This window comes from Ruegeria sp. Ofav3-42, assembly GCF_022347725.1.
Classification (GTDB): domain Bacteria; phylum Pseudomonadota; class Alphaproteobacteria; order Rhodobacterales; family Rhodobacteraceae; genus Ruegeria.
This window is the reverse complement of sequence record NZ_JAKRGB010000005.1, coordinates 64,132-77,509: the sequence shown is the minus strand read 5'-3', so window position 1 is coordinate 77,509 and position 13,378 is coordinate 64,132. Positions and strand designations below refer to the sequence as shown.

Below are 13,378 nucleotides of genomic sequence, written 5' to 3'. Positions count from 1 at the left end.
TAATGGTCACAGAAGACAAACATCTGGAACGCACCGGCTTAGTCCAAGCCGGTAAGCGGGCGGACAGCCCCCGATCCAGAATCAAAATCAAGATCTCTGCACTGCTGGCGCTGGCCATCGGTGGATTGGTGGCGCTTTCGGCGGGAGCGGTATTGTTTGTATCCACATACGCCAATGTTCAAAACACTACTGAATTGCTGAACACTTCTGCCTCGATGATCGTCGAATCCATCGAGGACAATATCTTCAGCCTGACAACGCCGATCGAGGAACTTGCGAAATCCCTGCAGAAAGACGCGAGCTTAGGTGACGTCGACCTTTCAGACACCGAATTTCTGGAGGCTTACTTCAAAGGTGTTGCAGCGTCGGCGCCTTATTTGACCGACCTTGCCGTTGTTTACCCTGACGGCAGCCTTTTCGTCACAACTCACATAGCTGGACCTGAAGGGCCGACCTTCGTCTCTGAAAACGAACCCCCTGCTGCCGGGACGCTTCGGTTTCTGAAAGACGTTAAGGGGTATGGCGGCCTGTTCTGGAACGAACCCTTTTTCGATCAGGGCAGAACGCACATCTCGGCGACCGTACCGGCCTACAAGAACGACGTGTTTCTGGGCGCTGTGCTTGTCTCTTCGACAGTGCATCACTTCTCGGACATTGTCGGTGAGTTGGGAGGCAAATACGGTGCAACCGGTTTCATACTGTACGGAAAGAACCGTGTTCTGGCGCACCCAAAACTGCTGAACCTTTCGGCAACTGAGTTGAATTCGGATGCACCCCTGCATTCGATTGCAACACTGGGCGATGCGGTCATCTCGCAGATGTTGAGACAAGCGCCTGAATTCCAAGGCACTGACCGCTCATTTGATGGGTATGTGGTCGAGGTCGCAGACACCGAACAACTGGTTCTGACCAGCACCGTCTATGGGTTTGGCGCGGAGCCGTGGATCATCGGCCAGTATTCCCCGCTTAGCGATTGGAGCAATCAATGGTCGCGCCTGAGTGACGCGGCGCTGGTCAGTGGCGGGTTACTTATCGCTTCCGTACTTGCGGCGCTGCTGCTGGCCAGAAGGCTGGCGGCACCGATCCACAGGTCGACCGAAGAGGCTATGAAGATCAGCGAACTGAATCTGGATCAGATCGACTATCTGCCTCCTTCTCGTGTCGCGGAACTGAATTTGCAGGCTGCGGCTTTCAACAAGATGCTCGACGGGCTGCGCTGGTTCGAAACATACCTGCCCCGAACTCTGGTCCGGCAACTGTTGAAGACCGGAGACCCCGATGTTGTCGAACCTCGCGAAGTTGAACTGACCGTCATGTTTGCCGACATCGTAGGTTTCACGGCGGCATCGGAATCCATGACCCCGCAAGCCACGGCCGAGATGCTGAACCACCACTTCGAGATCCTGAACCGCTGCATTCAGGCCGAAGGCGGCACCCTCGACAAGTATATCGGCGATGCTGCGATGGCGTTCTGGGGGGCACCTCGGGAACAGAAAGATCATGCCGATCGTGCCTGTCGTGCAGCCGTGGCCATCAAGCAGTCTCTGGCCGAGGCTGGGGTTACGTATGGCGTCAAGATCGCAGTTCATACCGGGCCGCTTATTGTCGGGAACATTGGCGCTTTGGAAAGGATGAATTACACCGTCATCGGCGATACCGTGAATACCTGCGCCCGGATCGAAACTCTGGCCGGGGATCTGTCGACCGACGACCAGACCAAGATTCTGATCAGCGATGCGACCGCAAAGCTAATCGGCGCGTCTTTCCATCTGGTTCACGTTGGCGAATTCCCTGTTAGAGGTCGACAGGGAAAGGTGAACGTCTACCGAATTGATGACGTGCCCAACAACGACGATACGAAGGACCATGGTGTTCCTGCGGGGTGAACCACCAAAAACGGCGGTTCGAACGAAGGCCCTCGTTCACATCATTCAGCTCGCCGCAGTTGTTTCGGTGTCTTACCGTACTCTGCCTTGAAAGTTTGTGCGAGCGTGGACGTGGATGAGAACCCGCATGCAATTGCAATATCAATGACCGGCATCTGCGTGTTTGAGACTAGAGTATATGCTTTTTTCAGTCGAAGCTTCCTGTAAAATTTACCGGGTGACGTACCCAAATTCAGCATGAACTGCCGTTCAAGCTGCCGGGTCGAAATGCCCACGCGTCGGGCAAGGCTGGCCGTTGGCAACGGATGCTCAGTGTTCTCCTCCATGATGCGGATCGCGTTTTGAAGCCGCTTTTCAAGAAAGTTTGGATTGGCGCTCAGGCCTTTGGGTTGCTCCTGAGCGTGGCCACGAACATTGTTCAGCATCAGTTGGCAGGCGAGTTCCGCGCGGTCCTGAGGTTCAAGTACCTCAGCAAGAATGCCGATAGTTGCCTCGGCTGCATGTCCGTGACCGGCGCACGTTAAGACAGTTCCGTTTCGGGCGACAAGGGATTCTGAAAGTGTCGGATAATCTCCGACTTCCCGCAACAACCCGACGTCCCGCCAATGCGTTGTAACAGGTCCTCCCTGCGGGGCTGTCGCCTTGATGTACTCTCTGGCCGCGTCCGAAAACAAGGCAACCGGTCGCTTGAGTTTCTGCATCGCCCGAACGCGTCGCAACCAGGAATTGACGTCACTTATTTGGCCTCCGACAACACACAAACAGTCACTGAGATATTGGTCAGCAATTGCGGGTTTTGCCCGCACAATCAGGTCAGAGCAGCTGGTTACCAGACCAGGCGTGTCAGACGTTATCAGCCACTGAAAGAGGTCGCGGTTGAGAACGTCATTTGCCGTCTGCAAAACGGCTATGATCGATGAAAGCTCAAGGTATGCGAATTCCCCTTGGACAAAAATCTCAAAGGTTATCTGTCGTTCGGTCTTCGATTTCGATGCAGGTTCTAACATTCGACTGTATCTTACTGTATTTGCCTGCGCGATGCCCCTTAAGTCAGGATGCGGACCCCGTCAGCGGTCGCTGAGGCGCCTTAACATCACTCGGCGAACGGCTACTTTGAACCGATCAACAGATTGAAAGCAAGAAGCAACCGGTATGACTGTCCCACTCGAGTGGTGATACATTTCTCAGGTCAACCCGGGGTCCTCAAAAGACGAGGCGCAGAGCCAAAATGGCCCTGCGCCTTGGCAGTTTTGAACTGTGGCGGCTCAAGCTGCAGCAATTTGACCGGCTTTTTCCACCAGTACTTCGGCCTGACGGATCGAGGCGTAGTCGATCAGACGGCCGTCCAGGGATACAGCGCCTTTACCGGATGCTTCGGCCTCGGCCATGGCAACCAGAATACGCTGAGCCTTGTTCACTTCCGCGTCGGAGGGCGACATGACCTCATTGGCCAGTGCAATCTGGCTGGGATGAATGGCCCATTTGCCTTCACAGCCCAACACCGCTGCACGCTTGGCGGCGGCGCGGTATCCGTCCGGATCCTGGAAATCGCCGAAAGGTCCATCGATCGGGCGCAGCCCGTTCGCGCGCGCCGCGACAACCATGCGGGCCAGCGCATAGTGCCACATATCACCCCAATGGGTCAGGCGACCTCCGTCAGCATCTGCGTCCGTCAAAACCGAATAGTCAGGGTTCACACCGCCGATAATCGTGGTGCGCGCACGGGTCGAGGCCGCGTAATCAGCCACACCGAAATGCAGGCTTTCGTTACGCTTCGACGCCGCAGCGATGTCGCTGACGTTCTGCATCCCAAGCGCAGTTTCGATGATGTGCTCGAACCCGATCCTCTTCTTGTAGCCCTTGGCGTCCTCGATCTGAGTCACCAGCATGTCGACGGCGTAAACATCGGCTGCGGTTCCAACTTTGGGGATCATGATCAGATCCAGCCGCTCGCCAGCCTGTTCGACCACATCCACCACATCGCGGTACATATAGTGGGTATCCAGACCATTGATCCGTACCGACATGGTCTTGTTGCCCCAGTCGATATCATTCAGCGCTTGGATGATGTTCTTTCGCGCCTGTTCCTTTTCGTCCGGCGCAACAGCGTCTTCCAGATCGAGGAAGATGACGTCCACATCGGACTTGGCCGCCTTTTCAAACATGCCGGGCTGGCTACCGGGGACAGCCAGTTCGCTACGGTTCAGTCGGCCGGGGGCTTGTTCAATGGAATGAAAGCTCATGGTTTAGGGTCCTTTGTCTTACAGGTTCGGATAGATTGGGAATCGCGCGCAGAGTTCGGCGACTTCGGCTTTGACCTTGGCCTCGACCGCGCCGTTGCCGTCTTCGCCATTGGCGGCCAAGCCGTCGACGACCTCGATGATCCAGTCCGCGATCTGGCGGAATTCGATCTCACCAAAGCCGCGGGTGGTGCCGGCGGGTGAGCCCAGACGGATGCCCGACGTGATGGTCGGCTTTTCCGGATCAAATGGCACGCCGTTCTTGTTGCAGGTGATATGCGCGCGACCCAAGGCCTTCTCGGTGGCGTTGCCCTTGACGCCTTTGGGGCGCAGGTCGACCAGTACGACGTGGGTGTCGGTGCCGTGCGTCACGGTGTCCAGACCGCCCTTGATCAGCTGATCCGACAGCGCCTGCGAATTGACGACAACCTGCTTGATGTAGTCCTTGAAGGCTGGCTGCAGCGCCTCGCCAAAGGCCACCGCCTTGGCCGCGATCACATGCATCAGCGGACCGCCCTGAATGCCGGGGAAGATCGCCGAATTCACTTTCTTAGCGATATCTTCATCATTGGTCAGGATCATGCCGCCACGCGGACCGCGCAGGGTCTTGTGCGTGGTGGTGGTCGCCACATGCGCATGCGGGAAGGGGCTGGGATGCTCGCCTGCGGCGACCAGACCGGCAAAATGCGCCATGTCCACGTGCAGATAGGCGCCGACCATGTCGGCAATCTCGCGCATGCGGGCAAAGTCGATCTGGCGCGGAATGGCCGAGCCGCCTGCGATGATCAGCTTGGGCTGGTGCTCTTTTGCCAGCGCCTCGACCTGATCGTAGTCCAGCATGTTGTCTTCCTTGCGGACGCCGTACTGCACCGCGTTGAACCACTTGCCCGACTGGTTCGGGCGGGCGCCATGGGTCAGGTGACCACCCGCGTCCAGGCTCATGCCCAGAATGGTGTCGCCGGGTTTGATCAGCGCCTGAAACACACCCTGGTTGGCCTGGCTGCCCGAGTTCGGCTGAACGTTGGCGAACTCACAACCAAACAGCTCTTTGGCGCGGTCGATGGCCAGATTCTCGGCGATATCAACGAACTGGCAGCCACCATAGTAGCGCCGACCGGGGTAACCTTCGGCGTATTTGTTGGTCATCACCGAGCCCTGCGCCTCCATCACGGCGGCAGAGACGATGTTCTCGGACGCGATCAGCTCGATCTCATCACGCTGGCGACCCAGCTCGGATGTGATCGAGCCGAACAGCTCAGGATCACGGTCAGATAAAGACTGGGTGAAAAATCCGTCGGTACGATGGGGGGCGTTCATTTTGAAACCTCCTGAAAAAAGGCCACTCAACCGGACCATGCCGGTGAGCGGCCAAGTGGGGATTGGGTCAGATCACGCGATCACGCGGCGCACGGCCCGCGAAGAAGTCTCCGAGGTTGTCCAGAACACGGAAGCCCATGGCTTCGCGCGCTTCACGAGTGGCACTGCCCAGATGCGGCAACATCACAAGGTTGTCGCATTGCAAAAGGTCCGGGCTAATCCGGGGTTCACCATCGAACACGTCCAGTGCGGCGCCACCGATCATGTCGAACATCAGTGCCTGGATCAGGGCCCATTCGTCGATCACCTCACCGCGCGCGGTATTGATCAGGAATGCGTCGGGCTTCATCAGGCTCAAACGGCGCGAATTGATCAAATGCCGGTTCGCTGTGCCACCGGGACAGTGCAACGACACGAAATCACACTGAGGTAAGAGATCGTCGATCGTGTCCACTTGGGTCGCGTTACAGGACGCCAATACATCAGGCGAGACCTGGCTGCGGTTGTAAACGAGGATGTCCATACCAAACCCGTGATGTGCGCGGCGAGCCAACTCTTGACCGATGCGGCCATATCCGATGATGCCCAGAGTCTTGCCACTAACCTTGGTGCCCACCAAATGTGTGGGTCGCCAGCCAGTCCAATTGCCTGAGCGCAGTTCACGCTCACCTTCGCCCGCACGCCGGGCCACCATCAACATCAGGGTCATGGCAATATCGGCGGTGCATTCGGACAAAACGTCGGGCGTGTTTGTCACCGTCATGCCCAGTTCGCGCGCCAAGGGTTCGCAAATATGGCTGAATCCAACGCCATAGTTGGCAAGGATCTTGGTTTGCGCGCCGGGAACATCCAAGGCTTCGGCATTCAGAGTGTCGGTGACCGTAGGCAGTACCGCATCATAGCGTTTCAAAGCCTCGCGGATTTCAGCCGGGGACATAGGTTTGTCCCCGGTGTTGAGTACAGCGTTGTAATTCTCGGCCAGCTGCGCCTCGACGGCAGCGGGCCAGCGGCGGGTCACAAGAACCGAAGGTTTTGCCATTACGCTGCCTTTCCCATGACGCGGGCGATAGTCTCGCCGATGACAGCCGGGTTTTCAGCGACCGTGACACCCGCGGCCGAAAGGATTTCGACCTTTTCGGACGCGCTTTCGCCGAAGGCCGAGATGATGGCACCGGCATGACCCATGGTCCGGCCTTTGGGCGCGGTCAGGCCCGCAACATAAGCAACAACGGGTTTGGTCACATGATCGCGGATGTATTCCGCGGCTTCTGCCTCCTGCGGGCCACCAATTTCGCCGATCATAGCGATAACTTCGGTCCCTTCATCCTGTTCAAACCGCTCCAGAATATCGCGGAACGAAGACCCATTGATGGGATCGCCACCGATACCCACGCTGGTCGAAACTCCAAGCCCGCGTTCCTTGAGTTGGGCAGCTGCCTCATACCCAAGCGTGCCAGAGCGACCGATGATCCCGACATTTCCGGGCAGGTAGATATGGCCGGGCATGATCCCCAACAACGCTTTCCCGGGGCTGATGGTGCCCGCGCAGTTCGGCCCGGTTAGCACCATGCGCTTTTCCTTGGGATAGCGGTACATATAGCGCTTAACGCGGATCATATCCTGCGCCGGGATACCGTCGGTGATGCACACGCAGTAACGGATACCCGCATCGGCGGCTTCCATGATGGAGTCTGCAGCGAACGGTGGCGGCACGAAGACCAGGCTGGCGTCCGCTCCGGTTGCCTCGACGGCTTGTTTGACGGTATCAAACACAGGCACACCTTCGACAGTTTCGCCGCCCTTGCCGGGTACGACTCCGCCGACCACGTTGGTACCGTAGGCCAGCATATCTTTGGTATGAAAGCGCGCCATGCGTCCGGTGATGCCTTGCACGATGACGCGTGTTTCGCGGTCGAGAAGAATGCTCATTACACAGCCCTCATCTTGGTGTTTTGGGTCAGATCGTTGCGCCATGCGCCGACAGCGCGTTCGGCGGCCTCCATCAGAGTTGTGGCGCGGATGATCGGCAGGCCGGATTTCGCGAGGATTTTCTGGCCTTCTTCAACATTCGTTCCCGCCAGTCGCACAACGACAGGGATGTCGAGGTCCAGTTCTTTCAGCGCCTGCACGACACCTTCAGCCACCCAGTCGCAGCGGTTAATACCTGCGAAAATGTTCACCAGAATGGCCTGAACGTTTTCATCCGACAGAACCAGCCTGAACGCTTTGGCGACCCGTTCGGGCGATGCGCCACCGCCGATATCGAGGAAGTTGGCGGGCTCACCGCCAGCCAGCTTGATTGTGTCCATCGTCGCCATCGCCAGACCGGCGCCATTGACGATGCAGCCAATATTGCCGTCCAACCCGACGTATGACAGGCCACGGTCGGCAGCTCGGCTTTCACGTGGGTCTTCCTGACTTTTGTCTCGCAATTCGGCGATTTGCGGGTGACGGAACAGGGCGTTGTCGTCAAAGCTCATCTTTGCGTCGAGCGCCAGCACACGATCATCACCAGTCACGACCAACGGGTTGATCTCGACCATCGTCGCATCCAGCTCGCTGAAGGCTGCATAGCACCCCTGCAAAGTGCGAACCATTTGCTGTACCAGACGCGGTTCCAGCCCAAGCTGAAACGCAATCTCGCGAGCCTGAAACTCCTGCAACCCAACCGCAGGTTCCACTATAGACCGCACGATGCTGTCCGGGCGTTCGGCAGAGATGTCTTCGATCTCCATCCCGCCTTCAGACGAGGCGACGATCATCACCCGCTGGCTGGACCGATCCAACACGAACCCCAGGTAAATCTCGCGGTCGATCGGCACTGCAGATTCGACATAAACGCGGTAGATGCCTTTGCCTTCGGGACCCGTCTGATGGGTCACCAGCTTGCGACCGAAAAGATCATCACAGGCCTCGTAGATCTCACTTTCGGTGTTGCACAGCTTGACGCCACCGGCCTTGCCGCGACCGCCAGCGTGAACCTGGGCTTTGACAATCCACTTGTCCCCTCCCAGTTCCCGCGCGCGGTAGGCCGCCTGTTCCGGACTATAGGCCAAAGCGCCTGACGGAACAGCGACGCCGAAGTTCGAAAGAACCTCTTTCGCCTGATACTCATGAATATCCATCTGCATTCCTCCCGTTCATGCAGTGTGATTAAGCGGCAATCGACGTGCCGTAGCGGCTTTCGAGCAGCGCCTCGATCTCATCGGCATCGACCTGACCGCCCAGTTCCCGCATGGCTTCGGCGAACAGGTGTACGATGCGGCTGACGGCCTGGCGGTTCAGTTGATTGAGAATACCGATCCGAACCTGCACAGGCGCGCTGAGCGTTGGCCAAATACCAAAACTCCGTGCCCGACAGTTCTGCACCAGTTCCATCTCGCGCCCGGCGAGTTCCGGCGGCAAATTCAGCACCACGAGGCTGGGCATGTCCGAGGTCACCTCGCATCCCATTGCTGTCACGGCATCGCGCAGTACGCGTTCGTGGGTCTTGTACGACGCCGACCGCCTGGCCAATCCTTCCTGCAACGTTAGGCGCAGAGATTCATGGAAAGCTGCAACGGCATAACCGGAATGGGTTCTGTGATATGTCCCTTTCTCGACATCCGCGCCGTCAACGATTCCCCAGTGGCGGGCTTCGAAAATCGGATTGTGGACGTAGGTGTAGGCGCCCGTTGTCTTGAGATTTTCGATATAGGCGTCCGTGAAGCTGACAGGAGCGTAGGTCAGCGGCAGACAGCACAGTCCCTTTTGCGGGCAAGACGCCCAACCAGAAATCCCCGGATAGTCGTCGATCGAAAAATCATCGACGCCCAACGACGAGACGGCGTCGATCAAGCCCATCACACCATGGCGCTGGCAAGCATCCGAAAATCCGCGCAGATCGTTGATACGGCCGGAACCGGTTTCCCAATGCGCCATAAAGGCCCACTTCGGCTTGTGCTGCTCCAGCGCAGCCTCGACCATTTCACCGGTTACTGGCTGGCCGTGCGGCACGTCAATCACTGTGACGCTGGCTGCCTGAGGGTCAAGCGGGCTGGCTGCGTGTTCCTCTGGCGTGGCAGCCTTGATCCGCAGGGTCAGCGCATCGATTCCGGAAAACGTGCCGTTGGAAAAAGCCACAACCTTATCGCCGGGCATTACGGCCGAGAACATCGTGTCCAGGGCGCTCCAGCCTGTACCGGCAACTGCGAAGGTATAGGCGTTTTCGGTGCCCCAGATTTTACGCAGCATATGCTTGCACTCGACCATGCCCCTCAGGACATCGCCCTGCATGTGATCGGCAACGCCGGCATTGGCAAATGCTTGCAGAACACGGGCGTCTGTATTGCCCGGCCCCGGACCCGCGGCCAAAGTCTCGGGTATCTCAAGCGGAGGGAAAATCTGGAATGTCATAATTGGACGACCTCGGCTGTTGGCGGGGCGCTGCGGCCCGTTGTGTTGACTTGCCGGGTAGAAAACGCGGGGTTGCCCTATGACGCAACGTAACTTACTACTGCTTTTGGACATCTAAAAGTATGGGTATATTCCCACCCTTTTTGGTAAAAATACCAAGGTATACCGAAAATCAACCTACCCATATGGGTGGGAAACTGCAAAACAGGGCGAAAATCAAATGGTTGATAATCCACAAGCCCCGATCGACGTCATGCTGGCCGACAGCAATCCGCTCGTCCTTTCTGCGATGTCCGAGATATTCGAGCGCGACTCACGATTCTCACTTGTTGCGACATCAGCGACGGCCGAGGGGTTTCTGGGAACCGTGATGCGGGTCCCCGTCAAGGTCGGCGTGGTCGATTGGAATCTTCCTATTCTGGGCGCAGCAAAACTGATCGAAGTCCTGCGCGAACAGCCAAATGCCCCGCGATTTGTCGTCTATGGAGACACTGCGGGCGATATTCCACGCCTGGCAATGCAGGCCGGAGCCGCCGGTTTTGCCGCCCGCTCTGGCGAGGTCGAAGGTCTTTTAAAGACCTGTGCCGATGTAGCCGCTGGTAAGATGGTCTTTCCGTTCATCGACGTTCGGAAAATGCAGCAGGACCCGATCCAGAGCCTGTCCCGCAAAGAGCGCGCCATTCTCGAAGCGTTGGCCCAGGGCATGTCCAACAGGGACCTTTCAAAGGAACTGCAGATATCCACCAACACCGTCAAGTTCCACCTGTCCAACATATATGAAAAACTGGCCGTGAAGAACCGCACCCAAGCCATCGCCTATTATTATTCCTCGCAGATGTCTCGAGACTGAATTCACCGACCAAAGATGCCCACTAGGGCCAGTTCAGGTCGGGCTGATCGGTCTTCGCCCATGGATTCAGGGTAAATTGGACCCAGCTTGAAACGGCGTTCATATCTCTCTGGTACTATAACTTATTCCCCGGCATCGCCGCCCGCGGAGACACAGATCAAGCAAAGCACTGGAGCAGTTTCTGGATACGAGATAAACGCACCTTTCGTTCCGTCGTTCAGAACCCGGCCTTCTTCAGACCTTCGACGAAATGCTGTGTGTCTTCTTCCAGCCGGTCCGGTTGTACGGTTGTCCACCGCGCAAGGGAGAAATTGGGATGCGCCTCGCGGTGTTTATCCGTAATCAGCCGGGCCATGTCTGTTTGGCCAAGCTGTGCGTAACTGGCCGCCAACATCCGTTGCCCCTCGGTCGGATTATTCATTTTGTTTACGGTCTCAATGACGTCGTCATAGCGCCTGAGATTGTAGTACGCCCCGCCCAGATGCCACAGATATTGATCCGGGAAGTACGGGTTCAGGCGCATTGCCTGCTGAAGATGGGTAATCGCGGTTTCATTGTCGCCATAATGGGCCAAGGCATCCGCATAGTCCGAATGCATATCCGCGTCATTGGGGTTCAGCGCCAACGCCCGCTGATAAGACTGAATCGCCGCGTCATGCTCTTTGCGGTAGAGGTGGACGTAACCCAGCTCGCCAAATCCGCGCGCATCAGTCGGGTCCAGTTCAATTGCGCGCTGCGCCAGGTTTAGGGCTTTTTCCAACGCGCCCGACGGATCCTTGGCCCACGAATAACGCCAGTCGATGTTCAGAGTCCGCGACAATGCGGCCGCAGCCCGGGCATAGCCCCCATCACGCTCTAGCGCTGATTGATAGAAGTTTTGCGCTATGCGGTTGTCGTAGCGAGTGTATTTGAAGATATGATGCTGGCCCTGCAGCACCGAGCCGTACGCCTCAAGGTCAGACGGTATCGCCTGAATCATCCGCTGCTTTTCGTGGGACTCGATCATCACCGCAGTGGCGGCGACGATGCACTCCGTTACCTCGTCAAGAATATCGAATACATCATCAATCTTGCGGTCGAACCGTTCGCCCCAAATCGTCCGTTCGGTGCTGGCATCAATCAGTTCGGCGGTAATTCGGATACGGCTGGCAGAACGACGCACACTGCCACGCGCGATGTAGCGAACATTCAGTTTTTGCGCAGCCTCTTTCGGCGGCATTGATTGGGTCTTGAAGAAAAATGACGAATTCCGGGCGATGATGAACAGATTCCGGAACTTGGACAGATTCATGATGATGTCATCCGTCAAGCCTTCGGCGATCCAGCTGTCGGATTCGTCGCTACCACTGCTGTTAAAAGGTAAGACGGCCACCGAAGGGGTATCCGGCCGTTCGAGAATATTTCCCTGCAGGTCCGGGCGCATCGTCCCAGCCATGGTCGCACCGGCGACTTCACTGCGGACGCAATAGGTGGCAACCGGGTTCAGAATGTTCTTAAGCTGCTTAGGCCCCAGAAATTCGTACCCATAACGCAGACGATTACAGACCTGGTCATAAACCGCTGAACTGACGTAAACGCGTTCAGGTTCGGCAATCTCTTGCAATCGTGCCGCGATGTTCACGTTGTCGCCATGTATTCCGCGCTCGTCGATCAGAATTTCCCCAAGGTGAATCCCCGCACGAAACTTGATTCGCTGGTCCTTTGGCCGCATTTGGTTGTGCTCGCGCGCGATCTGGTGCAATTCCACACCGAATTCCACGGCGCTGGTTGCTGTCTCGAACAGAGCCAAAACCCCATCGCCCCGCACTTCGACGACACGGCCTTGATACTTGGCACACGAGGCTTCGAGTAGAGCGAGAAGCGATTTCAATGCGTTGTAGGTATCAAGCTCGTTTTCGCTCATGAGCCGTGAATAACCCACGACATCGGCGAAAAGGACCGCGCCAAGTTTTTGGGTTATTGAAACGTTCGAAATCGTTGTGCTCAAAGGTGGTACTCGTTTCTAGGACTCTGATCGGACCCGGGATCAACATATAGCAAAAAATGCTTTTGACGACCGAAGACCTTCAATATTACTGCAGGTCAACAGGCCGTGATGTGAGGCGGCCACGACCAGGCGGCACAATCGTTCGGACCAAAAATGACGGTTGTTTTGCTATCCAGTTCCTGGGCCAAAGCCTGACGGCGCGCCATCCAATCTGTTTTCAGAACCCCGACCACGATCATGTCATGAAAAGCTCCGTCGGCGAACCACGCCTGCCTCATTGTTCCTTCAATTTGGCAACCAACCTTAGCCACCAGATCGCGGCTGTGGTGATTATCTGCGCGGTAATAAGACGTTAACCTGTTCAGCCCCAACTGCCGAAAGGCCAAGTCCATCAGCAAAGCGGTCGCGCGAAGCCCGACACCAGACCGGCGGGCGGACTTGCTGATAAAGATGGCAATCACCGCATCGCGATTGATGTTAGATATTGCCTCCAGCCCTGCCAGTCCAACCGCCTCACCACCGCTGGTTTCAATAACGAACCAACAATTTCGGCTGGCATCAGACGACGTGAATGTGCCCTTCCACATTTCTTCAGCGTGAGACAGGCTCAGAGGAGCACGAGAGGTTCGGTCAAAGCGCGCAAGGTCTTCGACATCCTGAAACCAGGATATGACTGCCTCCAAATCCACCCGCTCCATCGGGC

11 protein-coding genes are annotated in these 13,378 nt (G+C 57.0%); 2 read left to right on the top strand and 9 right to left on the bottom strand.

Translation table 11 applies throughout. From position 1 onward, the window contains the following. Window positions 1–2: 2 nt before the first annotated feature. On the top strand, window positions 3–1,886 hold the full coding sequence (locus MHN28_RS09430) for an adenylate/guanylate cyclase domain-containing protein (protein WP_239338327.1): 1,884 nt from the start codon (window positions 3–5) through the stop codon (window positions 1,884–1,886). Between the two features lie 41 nt (window positions 1,887–1,927). Here the strand turns inward: MHN28_RS09430 and MHN28_RS09425 are convergent, their stop codons facing one another. The 7 genes from MHN28_RS09425 to MHN28_RS09395 all read right to left on the bottom strand — a co-directional run bounded on the left by MHN28_RS09425 (window position 1,928) and on the right by MHN28_RS09395 (window position 9,838). Next, on the bottom strand, window positions 1,928–2,476 hold the full coding sequence (locus MHN28_RS09425) for a helix-turn-helix domain-containing protein (protein ID WP_239338325.1): 549 nt from the start codon (window positions 2,474–2,476) through the stop codon (window positions 1,928–1,930). Window positions 2,477–3,151: 675 nt separating this feature from the next. Continuing rightward, window positions 3,152–4,129: a CoA ester lyase gene (locus MHN28_RS09420; RefSeq protein ID WP_239338323.1), complete on the bottom strand. Its 978-nt coding sequence runs from the start codon at window positions 4,127–4,129 to the stop codon at window positions 3,152–3,154. 18 nt (window positions 4,130–4,147) lie between these two features. Continuing rightward, window positions 4,148–5,443, bottom strand: a complete 1,296-nt coding sequence (gene glyA, locus MHN28_RS09415; protein ID WP_239338321.1) for a serine hydroxymethyltransferase — start codon at window positions 5,441–5,443, stop codon at window positions 4,148–4,150. Between the two features lie 67 nt (window positions 5,444–5,510). Next, entirely contained in the window at window positions 5,511–6,482 is a 972-nt protein-coding gene (locus MHN28_RS09410; RefSeq protein WP_239338319.1) for a D-glycerate dehydrogenase, read from the bottom strand. Beyond that, window positions 6,482–7,372: a succinate--CoA ligase subunit alpha gene (gene sucD, locus MHN28_RS09405; protein ID WP_239338317.1), complete on the bottom strand. Its 891-nt coding sequence runs from the start codon at window positions 7,370–7,372 to the stop codon at window positions 6,482–6,484. The genes MHN28_RS09410 and sucD overlap by 1 nt, the downstream gene beginning before the upstream one ends. Further along, window positions 7,372–8,568, bottom strand: coding sequence for a malate--CoA ligase subunit beta (locus MHN28_RS09400; RefSeq protein ID WP_239338314.1), 1,197 nt, complete (start codon window positions 8,566–8,568; stop codon window positions 7,372–7,374). The genes sucD and MHN28_RS09400 overlap by 1 nt, the downstream gene beginning before the upstream one ends. Before the next feature lie 28 nt (window positions 8,569–8,596). Then, window positions 8,597–9,838, bottom strand: coding sequence for an aminotransferase (locus MHN28_RS09395; RefSeq protein ID WP_239338311.1), 1,242 nt, complete (start codon window positions 9,836–9,838; stop codon window positions 8,597–8,599). Window positions 9,839–10,058: 220 nt separating this feature from the next. Between MHN28_RS09395 and MHN28_RS09390 the strand changes: the two genes are divergently transcribed. Next, on the top strand, window positions 10,059–10,688 hold the full coding sequence (locus MHN28_RS09390) for a response regulator transcription factor (RefSeq protein WP_239338308.1): 630 nt from the start codon (window positions 10,059–10,061) through the stop codon (window positions 10,686–10,688). 217 nt (window positions 10,689–10,905) lie between these two features. Here MHN28_RS09390 and MHN28_RS09385 read toward each other — a convergent pair whose 3' ends face one another. Then, complete coding sequence (locus MHN28_RS09385) at window positions 10,906–12,675, bottom strand: tetratricopeptide repeat protein (protein ID WP_255732405.1); 1,770 nt, start codon at window positions 12,673–12,675, stop codon at window positions 10,906–10,908. 95 nt (window positions 12,676–12,770) lie between these two features. Continuing rightward, entirely contained in the window at window positions 12,771–13,373 is a 603-nt protein-coding gene (locus tag MHN28_RS09380) for a GNAT family N-acetyltransferase (protein ID WP_239338686.1), read from the bottom strand. Window positions 13,374–13,378 lie beyond the last annotated feature (5 nt).